This is a genomic window from Mycoplasma sp. 613B (assembly GCF_054343485.1).
Genome location: NZ_JBTGVH010000004.1, coordinates 1 through 19,926, shown reverse-complemented (window position 1 = coordinate 19,926; position 19,926 = coordinate 1). Strand labels below are relative to the sequence as shown.

General features: G+C 24.3%; 16 protein-coding genes, 1 tRNA gene, 1 pseudogene and 1 riboswitch. Of the genes and pseudogenes, 17 read left to right on the top strand and 1 reads right to left on the bottom strand.

Features of this window, described 5'->3' with window-relative positions; all coding sequences use genetic code 4:
* Positions 1-18 precede the first annotated feature (18 nt).
* From ACXX87_RS00985 to greA, 7 genes are read left to right on the top strand one after another with little or no spacing between them, the layout of a single operon-like run.
* The gene (locus ACXX87_RS00985) at positions 19-1,557 is read left to right on the top strand and encodes an alpha-amylase family glycosyl hydrolase (protein ID WP_436359068.1); all 1,539 of its coding nucleotides are present in this window, start codon (positions 19-21) and stop codon (positions 1,555-1,557) included.
* Positions 1,558-1,617: 60 nt separating this feature from the next.
* Positions 1,618-2,733 (top strand): tRNA 2-thiouridine(34) synthase MnmA, encoded by a 1,116-nt coding sequence (mnmA, locus tag ACXX87_RS00980; RefSeq protein ID WP_436359215.1) that lies wholly within the window; start codon positions 1,618-1,620, stop codon positions 2,731-2,733.
* 13 nt (positions 2,734-2,746) lie between these two features.
* A complete protein-coding gene (gene alaS / locus ACXX87_RS00975; protein ID WP_458573107.1) occupies positions 2,747-5,374 on the top strand; it encodes an alanine--tRNA ligase in 2,628 nt (875 codons plus the stop codon).
* A complete protein-coding gene (gene ruvX / locus ACXX87_RS00970; protein WP_436359070.1) occupies positions 5,375-5,794 on the top strand; it encodes a Holliday junction resolvase RuvX in 420 nt (139 codons plus the stop codon).
* A gap of 1 nt (position 5,795) precedes the next feature.
* Positions 5,796-6,125, top strand: a complete 330-nt coding sequence (locus ACXX87_RS00965) for a hypothetical protein (RefSeq protein ID WP_436359071.1) — start codon at positions 5,796-5,798, stop codon at positions 6,123-6,125.
* Position 6,126: 1 nt separating this feature from the next.
* Positions 6,127-6,747 carry a BC85_0335 family putative methyltransferase gene (locus tag ACXX87_RS00960; RefSeq protein ID WP_436359072.1) on the top strand — a complete coding sequence of 207 codons (621 nt, stop codon included), beginning with the start codon at positions 6,127-6,129 and terminating at the stop codon, positions 6,745-6,747.
* A 32-nt stretch (positions 6,748-6,779) separates the two neighbouring features.
* Positions 6,780-7,277 (top strand): transcription elongation factor GreA, encoded by a 498-nt coding sequence (gene greA / locus ACXX87_RS00955; RefSeq protein WP_436359073.1) that lies wholly within the window; start codon positions 6,780-6,782, stop codon positions 7,275-7,277.
* A gap of 73 nt (positions 7,278-7,350) precedes the next feature.
* Here the strand turns inward: greA and ACXX87_RS00950 are convergent.
* Positions 7,351-7,436: transfer RNA gene (locus tag ACXX87_RS00950), tRNA-Leu, on the bottom strand.
* 33 nt (positions 7,437-7,469) lie between these two features.
* Here ACXX87_RS00950 and ACXX87_RS00945 point away from each other — a divergent pair.
* The 10 genes and pseudogenes from ACXX87_RS00945 to ACXX87_RS00900 all read left to right on the top strand — a co-directional run.
* Entirely contained in the window at positions 7,470-9,983 is a 2,514-nt protein-coding gene (locus ACXX87_RS00945) for a DUF31 family putative serine protease (RefSeq protein WP_436359074.1), read from the top strand.
* A 3-nt stretch (positions 9,984-9,986) separates the two neighbouring features.
* A complete protein-coding gene (locus ACXX87_RS00940) occupies positions 9,987-10,880 on the top strand; it encodes an RluA family pseudouridine synthase (protein ID WP_458573106.1) in 894 nt (297 codons plus the stop codon).
* Positions 10,881-10,937: 57 nt separating this feature from the next.
* Positions 10,938-11,750 carry a hypothetical protein gene (locus ACXX87_RS00935; protein WP_458573105.1) on the top strand — a complete coding sequence of 271 codons (813 nt, stop codon included), beginning with the start codon at positions 10,938-10,940 and terminating at the stop codon, positions 11,748-11,750.
* Between the two features lie 74 nt (positions 11,751-11,824).
* Positions 11,825-11,915: riboswitch (TPP riboswitch) on the top strand.
* Between the two features lie 12 nt (positions 11,916-11,927).
* The gene (locus ACXX87_RS00930; RefSeq protein ID WP_458560484.1) at positions 11,928-12,503 is read left to right on the top strand and encodes a hypothetical protein; all 576 of its coding nucleotides are present in this window, start codon (positions 11,928-11,930) and stop codon (positions 12,501-12,503) included.
* A 120-nt stretch (positions 12,504-12,623) separates the two neighbouring features.
* On the top strand, positions 12,624-13,994 hold the full coding sequence (locus ACXX87_RS00925; RefSeq protein ID WP_458560485.1) for a YbhB/YbcL family Raf kinase inhibitor-like protein: 1,371 nt from the start codon (positions 12,624-12,626) through the stop codon (positions 13,992-13,994).
* A 291-nt stretch (positions 13,995-14,285) separates the two neighbouring features.
* Positions 14,286-15,632: an ABC transporter ATP-binding protein gene (locus ACXX87_RS00920; protein ID WP_458573104.1), complete on the top strand. Its 1,347-nt coding sequence runs from the start codon at positions 14,286-14,288 to the stop codon at positions 15,630-15,632.
* A 4-nt stretch (positions 15,633-15,636) separates the two neighbouring features.
* A complete protein-coding gene (locus tag ACXX87_RS00915; RefSeq protein ID WP_436359081.1) occupies positions 15,637-16,470 on the top strand; it encodes an ABC transporter permease in 834 nt (277 codons plus the stop codon).
* Positions 16,463-17,299, top strand: a complete 837-nt coding sequence (locus ACXX87_RS00910; protein ID WP_436359082.1) for an ABC transporter permease — start codon at positions 16,463-16,465, stop codon at positions 17,297-17,299. The genes ACXX87_RS00915 and ACXX87_RS00910 overlap by 8 nt, the downstream gene beginning before the upstream one ends.
* The gene (locus ACXX87_RS00905; RefSeq protein ID WP_458573103.1) at positions 17,283-19,001 is read left to right on the top strand and encodes a hypothetical protein; all 1,719 of its coding nucleotides are present in this window, start codon (positions 17,283-17,285) and stop codon (positions 18,999-19,001) included. The genes ACXX87_RS00910 and ACXX87_RS00905 overlap by 17 nt, the downstream gene beginning before the upstream one ends.
* Before the next feature lie 294 nt (positions 19,002-19,295).
* A pseudogene (locus ACXX87_RS00900) lies at positions 19,296-19,926 on the top strand (hypothetical protein); the annotation flags it as partial.

Genomic DNA, 19,926 nt, shown 5'->3' with positions numbered 1-19,926 from the left:
AATATAATTATTATTATAATGAGAAGCGAAATAAGAAAAAATTATTATGAAATATTAAATACAAAATTTTATGATTCAACATCTTCAGGTGTTGGGGATTATAAAGGGATATCTTCTAAAGTATCCTATTTTTCAGAATTAGGAATCGATGAAATAATCATTCCTTCTATTTTAGATAACTATGAAGAAATTAAAGATCCAAAATTTATTAAAATCCATTATGGAGATATTTTAGATTTTAAAGAAATGATAAGCATTTTTAAATCTAGAGATATAAAAGTAAATATGGTTTTTGATTTTAAAAAATCTGATAAATATTTTGAAAATTTTAGCAATTATAAAACAATTTATAGTAGCAAAAATAAAGAAGATTTACAGGAAATTAGTAAAACTTCTGAGTTTATAATGAAAAAAGATGTAACTAAAGTTATTGACTTAGAATGATTAAGAACTGAAAAAAAAGAAAAATTTAAAGAAATTATTAATTTTTATAATCAATTAGGAATTGATGGCATAGTTTTTAAAAATATTTTATATATAAATAAACCAGAAATTAATTATAATGAAAATTCTCATATTATAATTAACGACTTAATTGAAAATATAAAACTAATTAATAATAAAATTAAAATTTTTGCTTCTTTAGATTTTTCCTTTTATAAACATAATTTAGAGACGAATATATTATCAAATTTTAAATTTGATGAATTATTTTTAGATTATTATTCAGAATACTGACTTCACAAAAAATATCCAAATGATTATTTAACTAAGTATAATTGATTAAAAAACTTTCTTTTTTTTAGAAAAATATTGAAAACTAATATAAAAACTTCTTTTGTAATGAATAATGAATTTTATGGGAGAATAGCATCTAGACTTTGTGCTTGCAAAGACAAAGAAGAAATGCTTGCTTTTAAGAAAATGATTTTTTCTGTTTTTATTTTAAATAATCATAATAATTATTTTTTTCAAGGAGATGAAATCGGTCAGGAAAATATTATCTTCAAAAGCGAAGATGAACTAAATGAAAAAGATTTTAGTTATAGAAAAAGATTTTTAGAATACAAAGGAGTTACACCGGAATCTTATTTTAATGTTAGATCAAAGTTAAGTGCTAAAAATAATAATACATCTTTTGCTTGATTTGGAAATAAAGGGCTTGGATTTAATAAAAATGAAATAAATTATTTCAAAAAACCTGAAAATTATAAAAGCAATAATTTATATGATAATTTTACTAATGAAGAGTCTTTATGAAATTGAATTATTAAATTACTAAAATTTAAAAAATTATTTTTTAGCGATTTTGATAGTTCTAAAAATTTAAAAATTTCTTTAAATTTTCCAAGCATTTCAATTTTAAAATATAAAATTAATTTTATTAGAACTGAAATATTAATTCTTATTAATTTAACAAATAAAAACAAGTGATCAATCTTAAATTTAGAAAAATATAAATTAAAATATTCAAGTTCAAACTTGAAAGTAAATAATAAAAATAATATTAAGTTATCAAAATATCAAGTTTTAATTTTTGAAAGGGAAAAATATTAAAAATATAAAAATTTAAGCAAAATAGGCTTAAATTTAATATTTTTTATTATAATAGTGTTTATTATGGCAAGAGTTATTGTAGGATTATCTGGTGGAGTAGATTCATCGGTAGCAGCTCACTTATTAAAGGAGCAAGGTCATGAAGTTATTGGTGTATTTATGAGAAATTGAGATTCATTAATAAATAATGATATTTTAGGCAATGATTATAATCAAGAACAATGTCCACAAGAAAATGATTGAGCTGATGCTCAAGAAGTTGCAAAAAAATTGAATATACCAATATATAGAAAAGACTTTATTGAAGAATATTGAGAATATGTTTTTCAAGACTTTATTGAACAATATAAAAAAGGGAGAACTCCAAATCCTGATATTTTATGCAATAAATATATAAAATTTGACAAATTTTTAAATTTTGTTTTACAAGAATTTGAAGGCGATTTTATTGCTACAGGTCATTATGCAAAATCAGAAAATGGTTTTTTATTTAGATCAAAGGATAAAGAAAAAGATCAAACTTATTTTTTAGCTCAATTAAATAATTTTCAAATTTCTAAAACATTATTTCCACTTGCAAATTTAGAGAAAAAAGAAGTTCGAAGTATTGCTGAAAAATTAGGTTTAATTACTGCCAAAAAGAAAGATTCTACAGGAATTTGCTTTATCGGAGAAAGGAATTTTCAAGATTTCTTGCAAAATTACATCCCTTCTCAACCAGGGCAAATTGTTGATATAAGAAATAATAAGGTTGTTGGTGAACATATAGGTGCTATGTATTATACTTTAGGACAAAGAAAAGGGCTACATCTTGGTGGTATGAAAGAGCCTTTCTTTGTTGTGGGTCATAATATAGAGAAAAAGATTATTTATGTAGCCCCAGCATCGGAAAAAGAATGATTAATATCAGATAAATTAAAAGCAACAAATTTAAATTTAAATAATTGAGATTTTAATACAAATAACATCACAGCTAAATTCAGATATAGACAAGAAGATATTCCGGTTACAATAGAAATATCTGAAAATAAAGAAAATATAACTGTTTTTTATCCGCAAGGTTCTGAAGCGGTAACTCCTGGGCAACAAGTGGTATTTTACGATGGTGAAAAATGTCTTGGAGGAGCAATCATAGACAAAATATACAGAAAAAACAAGGAAATTGATTATTTATAATAAAGGAGATAAAATGTTAACATCAAAAGAAATAAGAGAAAAATGATTAAGATTTTTTGAATCAAAAAATCATTTAATTGTAGAAACAAAATCATTAGTTCCAGTTAATGATCCTTCTTTGTTGTGAATAAATTCAGGTGTAGCAACTTTAAAAGATTATTTTTCAGGAAAGAAAATACCACCAAAAAATCGTTTAACTAACTCTCAAAAATCACTAAGAACTAATGATATAGAAAATGTGGGTTATACTACAAGACATCATACAATGTTTGAAATGTTGGGTAATTTTTCAATCGGTGATTATTTTAAAGAAGAAGCAATCGAATATGCTTATGAATTTTTAACTAAATGCTTAAATTTTGATTTAAAAAAATTATATTTTACATACTTTGAAGAGGATGAAATTACTAAAAATAAATGAATATCTTTAGGAATTGATGAATCTCATATTATCAAAGGAACAAGAAAGACTAATTTTTGAGATATTGGTTCTGGTCCTTGTGGTCCATGTACTGAGATTTTTTTCGATAGAGGTGAAAAATTTGATTCAAGAGGAATTGAATTATTAAAAGAAGATATCGAAAATGATAGATATATAGAAATTTGAAATATCGTTTTTTCTCAATTTAATAATGATGGTGAAAATAACTATACAGAGTTAGCACAAAAAAATATTGATACAGGAGCTGGTTTTGAAAGATTGGTATCAATTTTACAAGATGCTCCAACTAATTTTGATACAGACTTATTTTTACCAATTATTAAAGAAGTTGAAAAAATGACTTCTTATAAATATGATCCAAATAACTATTTTATTAAAAATAAAGAAGTAGAATTTTTTAATATTAAATTTAAAATTATTGCAGATCATATAAGAGCTGTTGTTAATGCTATAAATGATGGAGTAAAACCATCAAACGTTTCTCGTGGTTATATAATTAGAAGGTTAATTAGAAGATCTTATAGAGCTGGTTTACAACTTGGAATCAAAGAAAAAACCTTTTTATATAAATTAACTCAAATTGTTAAAGATACTTTACCATATGAAATTGATGTTAAAAAAGTAGAAACAATTATAAAAAATGAAGAAATATTATTCTCTCAAACCATCGAACAAGGACAAAAACTTTTAGATCAAGAATTAGAAAAAAATAAAGGAAATTTTGATTTTTCAGTAGCTTTTAAATTATTTGAAACATATGGATTTCCGATTGAATTAACTCAAGAAATCCTTCAAGAAAAAGGCGTATCACTTGATATTTCTCAATTTGATAAATATAAAAAGGAACATGCTGATATTTCTCGTGGAGAGAAAAAACAAGGGATGAAAAAAGTTATAAATTCTTTAAATTTAATTAAAGGCAAAATATCTGAATTTGTCGGTTATGAAAATAGTAAATTAAAAGCAAAAATTAAGTTTTTAGCTTCTTCTGAAAAAGAAATTGATTTTACTTCTGATGAAGATTTAAGTTATGTTATTTTTGATAAAACTGTTTTCTATGCAACTGGCGGTGGTCAAAAACATGATCAAGGATTTATAAAACAAGATAACAACATAGTTAAAGTAATAGAAGTTTTTAAAGATAAGTTTCAAAATAATGTCCATGTTATAAAAGGAAAATTGAACAAAAAATCAGAGGTAGAATTATTTATTGATAAAGATAATAGAGTAAATTTAGAAAGAAATCATTCAAGTACTCACTTATTATTCAAGTCATTAAGAGAACAATATGGAATGTTTATTAAGCAGTTAGGTTCAGATAATAATGAAAATAGATTAACATTTGATTTCCCATTAGATAAAAAACCATCAGAAAAAGAAATTGATGAAATCGAGAATAGAGTTATTTCTTACATTAAAAGTTCAGTTGATAGAAGATATTTAGAAACTTCTATAAAAGAAGCAGAAAAAATGAATGCTATAATGACGCTTGAAGAAGCTGAATATATGGATAAAAATAATGTTAGACTTGTTGAATTCAAAAACATTACTACCGATTTATGTGGTGGAACCCATATTTGTAATACAAGTTTAATAGAAGATTTTAAAATTGTATCAGTAGAAAATAAAGGAACTGGGATTTTTAGAATTAAAGCTATAACATCAAATAAAATGATTTCTAAATATTTTGAGCAAGAAATTGATAAGAATCAAGAAATTTATAATAATTTATGTCATAAAATTCAAAAAATAGAACCAAATTATAAAATAACTGATTTTGAAAATAACGGAGATAGAGAAACACTTAAAAAAGTAAATGAATTAATTGAAAAAGCAAGAGAAGATTTTAAAAATATATCTAAAACTTCACAAAATATTGACATAAATTTAGATATAAACCCAATAGAAATTAATAATAAAAAATATTATATAAATTTAAATTTAGAAGCAAGCACAATAAAAAATTTAGCAGCTAGTTTAAGAGAAAACAATCCAGAAATAACATTTATTTTAGGTTCTGCAAAAAATGAAAAATTACTATTAACTATAAGTTCAAAAATAGAAGATTGTAAAGAATTATTTAATAAAATTTTAAAATTTGTAAAAGGTTCTGGTGGTGGAAGTTCAATTTTAGCTCAAGGAAATATAGAAAATAATTTAGATTCAGAGAAAAATATAATTTCTATATTGAAAAATTAAATGAACAAGAGAAAATTAGCATTAGACTTAGGAACTAAAACATGTGGTTTTGCAATAAGTGATCCATTTAACATTTTAGCAACTGGACTTGAAAATTTTAGGTTTGAAGAAAATGATTTTGATAAAGTAGTTAAAAGAATAAGTGAATATTTAAATGAATATGAAATTGATACATTTGTATTAGGTTATCCACTCAAAATGACAGGAAACAAAAGTGAAAGAACTATTATGGTTGAGAATTTTAAAGTCATATTAGAAAAAACTTTTCTTTTACCTGTGATTTTAATTGACGAAAGAGAAACAACAAAAAAAGCTGAAGAAATAATGATTTCAGCAGGCATATCAAGAAAAAAAAGAAAAAAAAGTAAAGATAAATTAGCAGCACAACTAATTTTAGAAGATTATTTGATAAGGTTATAATATGAAAATAGATTTAAATGATAAAAGTAGAAAAACAGAATTAATGTTTACTGATGAAACAGGGAAAGAAATTTCCCAAAAAATAACAATGTTGTTTTCTAATGATGTTGTTGGGGAAAATTTAATATTTTTCTTAGATGAAGAAAACTCTATAAATGTTTTGAAATTTGACGAAGATAAAGGAATTTATAGCAATTTAGAAGAAGATGAATATGATATTGCTAATTATATTTTTGATGATTTCATTGAAGAAAATAAAGAAAATTTCTATTTAAATGATACTAAAATAGACATATTTAAATTTCTTTCATATGAACTAGAAGAGGAATAATATGGAAATTTGAAAAATTATTCTAATTACTTCTATGTTTGTTGTTTTATTTATAGGATTTTTAATTTATTTTATTTTAAAAATTTATACAAATAAAGAAATTCAAAAATATAAAGAAGAAAATAAAAAGTTCGAAGTAGAAAATAAACATTTTCTTAAAGAAGAAATTCAAGAAGAAATAAAAGATGCTACAGAGTGAATGGTAGAAGAATTTGAATTTTTTATGAATACTATTGATGCAAATAATTACAAAAATTTACTTTTTGTTGAAGAAAAAGGTTTTTTATTTTATGTAGTTAATAAACAACTTCAAAATTTAAATTCCTTTTTAAGCAGTTCCAAAATAAATGACTTGCAAAAGAGATTTAATATGAATATTAATAATTTTAATATTGATTCTTTAGATTCTTGCTCATTAGATTTTGTTTTCATAGATACAGCAAATATTAATGATAAAATTGAATGAGATAAAATGCTTTCTTTATTAAAAGAAAACAGAATGCTTGTTTTGAAAACAAATAAAAAAAGTTTCACAAAAGAAATCAAAGAATTTGTTAAAAATAAAAATTTAAAACATAACTATATAAAAATTTCTAATACTTTTTTATTAATAGTTATTTAATTTGGTAAAATTGAATATAAATTGGAGGCAAAATGAAGAAAAAAAACGATAATGAAATTTTACTAACACAAGAGCGTTTAAACCAATTTAAAGAAGAATTACACAATCTTATTAATGTTGAAAGACCTAAAGTAATTGAAGATATTAAAGATGCTAGAAATCAAGGTGACCTTTCTGAAAACGCTGAATATGATGCAGCAAGAGAAAAGCAAGGATTACTTGAAGCAAGAATAACAGAATTAGAACATATTATTTCAAAAGCTAAAGTAATTGTTGAAGTTGAAAAAAATAATGTAGTTTCTGTTGGTTCAAAAGTTAAATTAAGAATTTTTGAAGCAAAAAATAAAGAAAATGAAGGAAATATTATTGAAGTACAAATCGTAGGTTCTTTGGATGCTAATCCTGAAGAATTAAAAATTTCCAATATAACACCATTAGCTTTAGCTGTTTTAAATCATTCAGTTGGTGAAAAAGTTGATGTGGATGCTCCTGATAAATATTCAGTTGAAATTTTAGAAATTTCAAAATAAAAGTTAGTTAGAAATAAAAGAGAAATTTTACTCTAACTAACTTTTTTATTCAAAAAGGCGTTTTAAAAACAAATGGTGGCTCATATCGGACTTGAACCGATATGCAATCTCTTGCGGGAGGTTTTGAATCTCCTGTGTCTACCATTTCACCAATGAGCCAATAATAAAAATTATACATAAAAAGAGTGAAAAATGGAAAAAAATAAAAAGAAAAATAAAAAAGGACTTTTTTGGTTGGGAATATCTTCTATAATAGCAATCCCGGTTATTTCAATAGTTGTTGGTTCCTATTTCATTATAAAAAATAGTTATGATGATTTCATAAACAACAACGATGGAAACAACACTAAAATTCAAAATAATGGTGTTGATAATTTTATAGCCATTGAAGCAAAAAGTGGTTTAGATGAAATATTACCAAGTGAAATTTCAAAACCAGATAATATTTCATATTTAAGAAGTTATTTAAGTTATAGAATAAAACCGAATATAGAAACCACAGATATTTTAGAAAAATTTGATATTGATTTAGAAGAAGTACCAAATAGTGCAGATGACTTTAATGGAACAATTAAAGTTAAAATGACAAGCAAGTATAAAAGAACAGAAACTATCGCAGGAGAAAAAGAATTTATAGTTTCTGGTTTTAAATCTACAAAAGTAGGAGACATCAGATTTAAAACAAGAATTAATAATGCTTTACAAAATTTATCTTTAACAAGATTACAAGAGTTATCTTCAATAAATCATAATTCCCTTACATCTGAAAACTTTTTAGATTATTTTACTTTAGATGATGCCAAATTTAATATTCAAACAAACTCATCAACAAAAACTAAAGAAATAATTTTAAAAGAAAATGAAAATTATAAAGCAAAAATAGAGGTTCTCAATAACACTTATAATCCTATTACAAAGAAAATTAGCATAATTTTCACTCTTACTCACTCTTCATTTCCTGATTATTCCTACGGAAAAGTTATAACTATTAATAATGTTTCTTTTAAAGATGAACAAGAAATATTGAATAAAAAAACGATTTTATTTAATGAAAATGTAACTGATTATTTTAAATTAAATAAAAATGCTAATGATATTTTTCCATCTGTAATTTCTGCTGCAAAAATTTCTAATTTTAACCAAATTTTTAATTTGAATAACAATGTAAATTTTAACGAATTTGATTTTAAAATATTAACTCAAACACTCGATGATCAAGATGGTAATATAGATATCCTGATAACTGAAAAAAATTCAAAAATCCAAAAAGTATTTAATTTTAAAGTATTTAATTTTAATACAATAAGTTCCAAAATTTTTGAATTTACAAAAATTAATAAAAATTATATAAATAAATCATACAATATAGAAACTAAACAAGATTTAGTAGTAAGTAGTTTAAATTCTAGTGATAAAACCTTAAGATATGAAACCATAGGTGACAAAATTCAGAATTTTTTTGAAAGCAATGAATTTAAAAACAGATTTTCTCCTTTTGGAGTAGATTATGCTAAATTCTTTTATTCAACTTCTTCAAAATTTGAAATTTTTAATAAAAGTTTAAATTTTGTCATTAAAAATTGAAATGGCGATGAAAATAGACTATATATTCCTTTTGAAGGAAATCCTTCTGACAAAAATAATATTGCTGTTGATTTTCCAGAAAATGGACAAATTAAAAGCAAAGAAGAAATTTTAGATGATTTAAAATCTAGAACATTATCCATTCATTATATTGTTAATGACAATGCTAAAACTTCAAGAGTTATAAGTGGGACAGCTTGAATTTTTGATAAAGAAAAAAATACAAATACATATTATTTAGCTACTAATATACATGTGGTTTCTGATTTATTAAAATATAAAGATAAAGTTTCTTCATTTGCTTATAGTTATAATTCAAAATATAGAAGTTTACCTCATATAAATACCCCTATTACTCCTAGTGGAGTGTCATATTCGCAAGTATTTAGAAGATTTGATCGTAAAATAAATGAACCTTATGCTTACAACATTAACAAATCACCTTATATAACAAAAGAAGCTGAAGAATTTTGAAAACATTTAGAAGTTATTCCATTAGGAGAAAATTCTCCAGAAAAAGGCAAATATACAGATTTTGCCCTTATAAAAGTAACTTTCCCAGAAGATAAGATTGTAAGAAATATATTCAATAAACCTACTTATGTAGAACAATTTAAACCAGATCAAGCTAAATATTATGATGAACACAAATTAAATTTTTTAATAACAGACAGAATTGACTTTCCTAAATCAGTTAATAGTGAAAATAACTTATTACCTTTACCAATGGAATTAACATTCGCCGGTTATTTAGGTGGTGATGAATATGTAGAAGTTAGTCAATCACCATATTTAAAATATGATAATGATAGTTACAGAATTCAAGAAATTGATAATAAACAATATACTTCTCTTAAAGAAAATATCCATTTACCTGGTATATATAGTGGTCACGGAATGAGTGGTTCTCTTGTATTAAATCAATTTGGACAAGTTGTAGGAATTTTCTGAGGTGGATATTTTGGAGATGAAAATGAAAAAGGACTATCCTTTGGAACAGGAATTATAGATACAATTTCTATAAAAAGAAATAATCAAAAAACAGTTTTAAGAAAATGATTAGATCAAACTAAAAATATAGTAACAGATTTAGATGATATAGATGCAAAGGTAAAATATTAAAGTATGGAAGAATTAGTATTAGAAGTTAAATATAAAGAAAGAATCGATAAATATATTAGTGATAATTCTGATATTTCTAGAAATGATGCAAAAGAATTAATTTTAGGCAAAAACGTCTATATAAATGATGAAATATTAGTTTTAAAACCTAATTTTATCGTTTTTGAAAATCAAAAAATTTATATAAAGGAAATTCCTGTAAAAGAGATTAATGTTGAACCAGAAAAAATGGACTTAAACATTATTTATGAAGACGATGATTTAATTGTTATTAACAAACCAACAGGTATGGTTGTTCATCCTGCTCCTGGGAATTTAAAAGGAACTTTAGTAAATGGATTATTATATTATTTTAATAATAATTTATCAAACATTAATGGACAAATGCGTCCAGGAATTTTGCACAGAATAGATAAAGACACATCAGGTTTATTGATTGTGGCTAAAAATAACAAAAGTCATTCCTTTTTAGCAGAGCAGTTAAAAAATCACTTAATCAAAAGGAAATATAAAGCAATTGTAGAAGGATTCATTTCAAATGAAATTATGCATATAAACTTACCCATTGGTAGAGATCCGATGCATCGTCAGAAAATGGCTGTAATTAAGCAAAATTCAAAAGAAGCAATTACACATGTGTTTTTAGAAAAACTTTTTACTTATAATCAAAAAAACTTTTCTTTAATAAGATGTGAACTTGAAACCGGAAGAACTCACCAAATTAGAGTACATATGGCATATATTAAAAACCCAGTATATGGAGATCCGCTATATGGAAAAAAAGTTGATGAATTTAATCAAAGATTACATGCTTATGAAATAGAATTCACCCATCCTAACGGCAAAAAAATGATTTTTAATGCACCACTACCAAAAGAATTTGAAATTAGCAATTAAAGATAATGATTGCCAAATTTTAAATAAAATGGTATAATATTCACAAAAGGAGACTAAATGATTTTAAAACCAGAAAAAACACTTCAAGAACTATGAGATGAAAAAGATAAATATAAAAAGAGTTTATGACTTTTTAGTGCTATATTAATCTTGATGATTATTCTTTCATCTGCTTTATTTGTAGTGACAGCTATTTTTTATAGCAATTATTCACAAGAAGAAAATACAACTTTCGCTAGCTTTCTACAAACAATTTTAATTTTTTCAGTAACTTCTACTTTTTTAATTTCTATAGTTACTTTTTTATTTTTCAATTCATTTACAAAAATAAACAAGAATAAAAACTTTTCTTTTCTTGGTGGATTAAACCTTTTATCTTTTTATTTAATTTGAATTTTAATTTGATTTGTAAGTTTATTGATAAGAGAACCAATAATAAGAAATGCAGCAAATACTAAAAGTTTTATTTTTATAACACCAATAATTTTATTTACAATATTAGCAGTATTTTCACTAATTATGTGATATCCATGAAAACTTTTAAGATCAATTCAAAGATCTTTCGTTTTAGCTTATCAATATGAACAATTTCAAAAATTTACACAAAATTTTGATTTAAATTCCATTTTAAAAGATTTTCAAAAACAAAATATTTATCCTAATGAAAATATAAAAGAACCTTTAAATAAAGAAGGACAAACTGTTGAAGTCTCAAAAGAAGAACAAGATCCAAAAAAAGAAGAATTAAAACAAAAATTATCTAAATTAGATAAAGCACAATTAGTCAAAATAGCAGAAAAATTGCAAATTTCAGGTGTTGATTCTTTAAGTAAAGAAGAACTAATTAAGATAATAGTTAGATTAAGTTAAACAGAAAAAATTCCATCAAAGTGGAATTTTTTTGCATAATTATTACTAATAAGAAAATAAAATAGTATAATTTTTATGATGCACAGGGGTGCTTTTTAGCTGAGATTATACCCTTTTAACTTGATTCGGTTAATGCCGGCGTAAGGAGTTGCTATTTTCTTGCATCAGAAAGGAAAGATGTCTAGAACAAAAGAAATTATTTTTTCTGCATTTGTTTTGGCTTTAATTGTTATTTCTAAATTTATTGAAAAAATTATTCCAGATTTACCAAATGGGCTGGGAAATATAGCAAAAATTCATGAAATAGTTATTTTAATAAGTTCAATTGCTTTTGGAGTCTTAATAACTATTATTCCTGTTCTTATTTATCTTGTTATTATTTCACCTATTTTTAGTGCTTTTTTTATATCAGGAATTTTTTATGTTGAAAATATACAAGATAAAATAGGAGTTTATTTTTTAGATTATTTTTTACCTTTAATTTTAATTGCTTTAATAGGGATATTTAAAAAAATAAAAAATTTAAAATTGATTTTGTTTAGTTATGCAATAACAATATTAATTTTATTATCACACTCGACTAGTGGTTATATATATTTTAAAGAGTATTTAAAACCTATAAAAGAATTAGAAATACTTTATTTTCTTTTATCTTTTGGTTTAAATCTGCTTTCATATGTTTTATTTTTTGTTTCCTTACCACTTTTAGTTATAAGTTCTAAAATATTAAGAAAACACTTTATGAAGCATTAAAAATAGTCAAAAAGTCAAATACAAGTTCACTAATTTTCAATTTAAAAAGAATTTTATTTTTATTTTTTGATGTAAAAATAATATAATTTATAGAAAATAAATTAACAATAATGAGGCAAAATGAATAAAAAAAATAAAAGAACAATATTATTTTCATCAGCAATGTTGCTACCTTTTTCTTATGCTGCTTTTGTAGCTTGTTCACAAACAAAAATCGAAAAAGAAGGTAACACAACTGAAAAAGAACCAACAAACCCTGGAAATACAAATGGCGGAAATGTAAATAAAGAACCTGGTTCATCTAATGAGGTTCAAGAAAGTGCAATGGGAAAAATCACTGTCACAAGTTCAGGGATTACAAATGGATTTTTAAACGAAGAATATGCTGCAAAGCAAGATCCAAACTCTTATTCAACAACTTCATATGGTAAAAGTTTACCTTTAAGTTGAAACAAAGTAGAGAATGCTAAATCTTATGCTGTTGTTTTAGTTGATAAAACAGCAACAGAAGTAATGGGAAGAATTTTCACACATTGAGGTGTTTTTGATATACCTGCAACCACTACTTCTTTAGAAGAAAATTATTCAGTAACACAACAAAATAACAGTGAAATCAAACAAATAATAAATTCAAATGATCAAATGATGGAACATAACGCAAGTATATATTTTGGACCACTTCCTCCAACAGAACATATTTATGAAGTTAGAGTTTTTGCTTTAAGTGAAGCAAAATTAAATGTAAAATCAAATCTTGATAAATATTATTTAGGTGATTTCTATGATGCAATTAAAGATAAAACTATTGCTGAAGGTGTTTTAACATTTGTATATGAACAACACCCTTCTGTAAAATCAAATGGAAATTTATATGCTTCAAATGAAGTCAAAAAACTTGAAATAAAATCAAATGCAATTCAAAATAATATGTTAAATACTGGTTATTTTTCAACAAGTACTTCAAATGATTTAAGTCAATTAAAAACTTTTGGTTTAAGTTGAAATAAAATAAAAGAAGCACAGTCATACATGTATTGAATTGAAGATTATAGTCCAGTAAAAACCAAAAACGAAGCAGAATACAGAAATAAAGTTAAAATTTTAGGTGGTAAAATCAATATTGAAAACCCTGCAGTTGCTGATAAAATGTTTGTTTCTGTTGGTGAACAATACTACAACGATCAAGAAACTTCCAAAAACATTTTAAACTCAACTTTTGAACTTAATTTTGATGTTCATAATGAAAATGCAAATCGTGATGCTCAAAAAATATTATTACCTAAAAAAGATGGTGATGGATCTCAAAATCTTTACATCATTAGAGTAGTTGCTTTAAATAAAAAATTAATAAAATATAATAAAGCCAATAATAACGATCCACATCCAACTCATATGGATGAACACTTAATAAAAGATTCTCTTGGTTCATATTTACTTCAAGCTAAAGGTTCAATAATTGCTGAAGGATCATTAATATTTAAATTAGTATAAATTTTCAATCCTTTTGAGGATTGTTTTTTTCTTAATTTTTAGTGCATTTTTTGAATTTTGGTATAATTGCAATATGAAATTTTTAAACTTAGGAAATTTGAGAATAAAACTTTATAAATTTATCAGTTTAGTTTATTCTGATTTAAAGTTTTTACCTACAGAAACTTCTCAAAATATTTTTGATAATTATCCCATTTTTCTTCATTAGAGAAGGATTTTTTTCCTTTAGATAATGAGGTTTTTGATATTTTATAAAAAAATTTTAATTATTAAAGAAGGGTTTATTTATTTATGATTCAAAAAGAAAAACAAAAGACTCTCATTGAATTAAAAAATGTTGATAAAGAATTTGGTGAGAAAAAAGTTTTAAATAATGTAAATTTAAAAATTGAAAAAGGTGATTTTGTTACCTTACTTGGACCTTCAGGTTCAGGAAAAACTACAATTCTTAGATTAATTGGTGGTTTTGAGTGAACCACTCGTGGTGAAATTAAATTTGATGGTGTAGATATTAAAGATTTACCAGCAAACAAAAGAGATGTATCCACTATTTTCCAAGATTATGCTTTATTTTCTCACTTAACTGTTTCTGGAAATATTAAATACGGACTTAAACTAAAACGTTATCCAAAAACAAATATAAGTGAAAATATACTTAAAAAATTAGAAGAAAATAAAGAAAAATGAACAAAACACGCAAATGAAAAAATGGCTGAAATTGATAAGCAACAAGCCATTTATAAAGAAGAATTAAACGATTCTAAACTTTCTAAACTTAAAAAAGCAAAAATCCAAAGATGATTGGATGATTCTGATTTTAAATATTCTTATTGAGAAAATTATGTTAATACAAAAACAGAACATTTTCAAAAAAGATATTTAACTAGAAAAATTACTAAACAAGAAATGGAACAAGAAGTTTCAGATATTATTAAAATAGTTGGTCTTGAAGGAAACGAAAATAAAAATATTAGTGAACTTTCAGGTGGTATGAAACAAAGGGTAGCATTAGCTCGTTCATTAGTTATTGAACCAGAAATCCTTTTATTAGACGAACCATTATCAGCACTTGATGCAAAAATTAGACAAAAAATGCAACAATTATTAAGATCAGTTCAACAAAAATTAGGAATTACCTTTATTTTTGTTACTCACGATCAAGATGAAGCTTTAGAACTTTCAGATAAAATTGCAGTAATTAGAGATGGTGAGATTGAACAATATGATTCACCAAAAAACATTTATGATTATCCTGTAAATAAATGAGTAGCAAACTTTATTGGTGATGCTAACTTCTTTGATGCACAATTTGTGGAACCAGGAAAAGTAATGATTTTAAATCACTTAGTTGAAACAATCCACACAGATTTTGCAAAAGATGAAAAACTAGATGGTTTAATTAGACCTGAAGACATAGTTTTATCAAGAAAAGTGAGAAGTCACTATTTTGGTGTTGTGGAAAAAAGTACTTATAAAGGGTCATATTACTTTATAAATGTAAAAGTAGGAAACAAAATAATTCAAGCTGAAACAATTGAAAATTTTGAAATAGGTGAAAATGTTTATGTTCATTGAACTAAAGAAGCATTACACTTAATGAAAAAAGATCGTAAAGGCTTTTTAGCAAATGATAACTAATATTTTGAAAAAAATAAAGTCAGGATTTAATCCAAGACTTTCTTTATCAATTCCTTATATTTTATTTTCAATTATTTTCATATTGTTGCCGTTACTTTTACTTTTTATTAAAGCAGTAGCACCTATTTCCACCGACGATGGTGAAACTTTTAATAATCATTTATTAATTCAACAAAAAGAAACATGAGTAATTATAGGAAGATCTGTATTTGTAGGTATTGCAACAGCGATTATTTGTTTAATAATTGCTTTACCTTACGCTTTTTATGTTTCAACAGCAAAATCAAAGGTGTTTAAAATTTATTCAATTTCTCTTATTGTTTCGCCTTTGATTATATTCACAATAGCAAAAACATTCTCTTTAAGAGCTCTTTTTGTAACAATGTTTGATGAAGCAGATTTAAATACTATTTGATTTATGATTTTAGGTTTAGTATTTTTAAATCTTCCATTTATGATTATTCCTTTATATACAGTTTTTAGAGATATGCCTAAAAATATTTTAGAAGCTTCTGCAGATTTAGGATACAATAAAACTCAAACACTTTTTAAAATAGTTTTACCTTATGGATTAAAAGCTATTTTTTCAGGTATTGGATTAGTATTTTTACTTGCAGCAACTTCAATCATTATTTCTGATAAATTGCTACCAAACGGTGGTCAAAATCAACTAATTGGAAACTTAATTAATATTAACGCTAATCCATCTAACCCATTTGATCTTGCAAGATCATCATCTTTAGTTTTAATTACTATTGTAGTTATGATGGGAATTTATGCAATAATTTATTTCTTTCCAATTGTATTATTAAAATTGAAAGGAATTAAAAATGACTAGATTATTAGATTTTTTTAAAAAGTATGAAATTTTAAGAAAAAGTTACATTTGAATAATTTTAATTCTTTTTTATACACCAATATTTTTTGGTTTAATCTATTCTTTTAACAAACCATCTGATAAAGAACTTATTTCTACTACTTGAAATACATTTAGTTGAAAAGGTTATGAAGACTTAGCATCTCAAGAAAAATTACTTGCACTTGCAAACTCATTTATCATAGCTATTGCAACAGCTATAATTGTTATATTTATTTCGTTAATTACCGTTTTTGCTTTATGAAAGCAAAAAAATAAAAGTGTAAAAACTTATATTAATACAAGTTCTAACATCCCTTTAATTAACCCAGATATTATTACAGCTATTTCACTAGCAATCTTGCTTTCACTTGTTTTAGGAGTTTTAAAAGCTACTGAAGAAGGAATGATAAGAGCAATTGTTAGTCATGTAACTATGACTCTTCCTTACGGGATTATGCTTTTATATCCAAGAAGTGAAAAATTTTCTAAAAACCTTTTTGAAGCTTCTTTAGACTTGGGATACGGAAGAATAAAAACTTGATTTAAAATTTATTTAACATATATGCTTCCTGCTATTTCTTTTGTGTTCATTATTGTAGCTTTTCTTTCTTTTGATGATTTTATTATCACAAGAATTACATCTAATGTTTCCACAATAGGAGTTGAATTATATCAAGGAACTTTTAAAACCTGAGCACTTGCTTTAGGTGCAATTATGTTACTTTTTACCGTTGTGGGAAATGTTGTTTATATAGTTTATAAAACTAAAAATTCCAAAAAAGGAGTAAAAAATGGCATTATCAAATAAAGCAAAATGAACAATCGCAGCTTCTTCATTAGTTTTAGTTCCAACAGTTATTGGAGTAACTTATATTAAAACAACTGCTAATTTTAAACCAATTATTATGAACTATCAAAACTATCTTTCTAAAAGCACAGTTGATGGTTTAAATAAACATTTTAATTATAAAGAATTTGGTGATGTTTCTGAATTTTCTAAAGCTATAGAAGATAATAGGGTTATTGGTGGAGTTGGTTCAGATTTCCAAATTGTTAGAATGATTCAAAAACAATTAATTAGAAAAATTGATTTTGAAAGATTATTTAGAAAAAATAAAGCACTTGCAAATAAACTAAAACATAATCCTAATTTAAGTTCACAAGAAAACATTAATAATAAAAGGAAAGTTATAGAATCACTTTTAAGAAAAGAAACTTTAGAACATTTAGATAATTATAATCAATTTCTTTATGTTGAAGGTGATAAAAGCAAAGGGATTATCGACATTGATGGTGATGGAATTCAAGATCAATTATGAGAATTTTTAATCCCTTATTATATTCAAGATAAAGTTTTCACTTATACAGTTGGTGATTACGATAAAGATGGTAAAAAAGTACCATTAAAAGAAGCAGTAGCTTCTTGAGACGATGCTAAAAAACAAGAAATTAGAGAAAAAGGTATTCGTTTTGATAAACAAGATTCTATATCCATTGCTCAAACTTTAATTCAAAATGGTTACAAATATTTTGAATGAACTGAAGCAATGAGAGATAATCTACTTTTAGGTAGTGAGCTAGTAAATGATCCAAAACTTAAAAATAATGGTTATACAGGAGTTGTTGATAAAGAAAACTATCAAGAGCAAATTAATAAATTTCTTGAAATTGTTCAAAAATCAACAAATCATCCTTTATCTGATACAAAAATTAACAGTGTTAAAAGTTCAGGTTTAGAATTATTAACAGCTTTAATTGACTCTGGAGTAAAACAAGAAGTAGGTTTTATTTATAATGGTGATGCTTTAGATGCACTCAACGGTAATGACAATTTTAGCAACGTTGAAGATGGAACTACAGTAAGAGCAATAAGACCAAAAAACAATATGACATTATTAGATGCCTGAATTATTACAAAAGATATCGATGATAACTTGGCAAATCAATTATTAGATGACCTTTATGATAATCTTTATAAAGGTGATGATTATTCAGTTGATGAGTTAATTTTTGAATCAGCTGAAAATGTTAGATATAATTATGTGCAAAAAGACGATAACTTTGTGGAAGAGTCAGGACGTGGTTATAAATTAAACTTTGAAGCACTTCCAAATTTAAGAAACTTTGACTATGTTAACTATACACCTGCTTTTAAATCTACTTATGAATATTTTGAAAAATTCTATTTTAATGATGCAACTACAACAGTAAAAGAAACAAATGATGAAGATGCTGAAGAAATTTCCATCTTACAAAGTTTAGATGGAGAAATTCTTAAAAATGATCCAAAACTTTCGTCTATTAAAGTAGAAACTACTGAAAACAGTTCTAAATTAGCAAAAAACCTTTATAAATCACAACAAAAAACACAAACCGTTTATGGTTTAGAACCTGATGAAAATACACCTCCAGAAGACATTTATAATGTAGAATATAAATTCCTTGCTCCTGTAGGTGAAAGTTTAAATTCAGAAATAAAAACAGCATACATTATTGCAACTAAAAAATAACTTAATAAGCTTAGAGAATTTTCTCTAAGTTTTTCTTTATAAGATTATTGAAAGTATAAGAAAGTAGATAATTATTTTAAAAGTTGGAAGTTTAAGTTAAAATGTTAAATTATTCATAAAAATTCACATTTTTAATAAAAACTATTCTAAAAAATTAAATTTTCCTGTGTTTCCCAGTTAACCCCGTCTTTCCCAGTTGACGGGATTTTTTTCTTTTTTTCATATATTTAATACTACGTATTAAAAAAATATTTTTTTTCTTTGAAAATCTTTCTATTATGGTATAATTACAATATGAAAAATCATTTTATACTTGAATGTAGTAATGGGAATGCTAAATATGCAACCGTTGTAAAATATTGAGAAAATAAAAAAGGTTATAAAAAAATTGCAAGTTTAGGAAATATTGAAAAATTAGAAAAAATAAATCCAAAATATTTAGAGATAATGAGAAAGAAATTGAGAGAAATTGATCCTAAAAACTCAGCAGAAGAAATAAAAAATATTTTATTAAGTGAAATTAAAAAAGATAATATTGAAAAATTTCTTAAAATGACTGAGATAAATCTAATTTACAATGTTGTCAAAAAATTAAATATTTTTGGTTCATTAAAAGAAAGTAAACATAAAGATTTAGAAGGGATTTTGGAATATCAAATAGCTTCTAAAATTCTTTATGAACAAAGCATTTTCCAAAGATTCAAAAACAAAGAAAAATTTGATAATAAAATAACAACTTCTAAAAATTCTTTTTATAGATTTCTTGATGTTTTAGTTGATAATGAAAAAGAAATTTTTTCTAATTTAAACAACATTATCACAAATGAAACAGGAAGAGATATCGAATTAGTTTTTTATGATTCTTCAACTGTTTATTTTGAATCTTTTCAAAGAAATGGACTAAGAATTCCGGGTTATTCTAAAG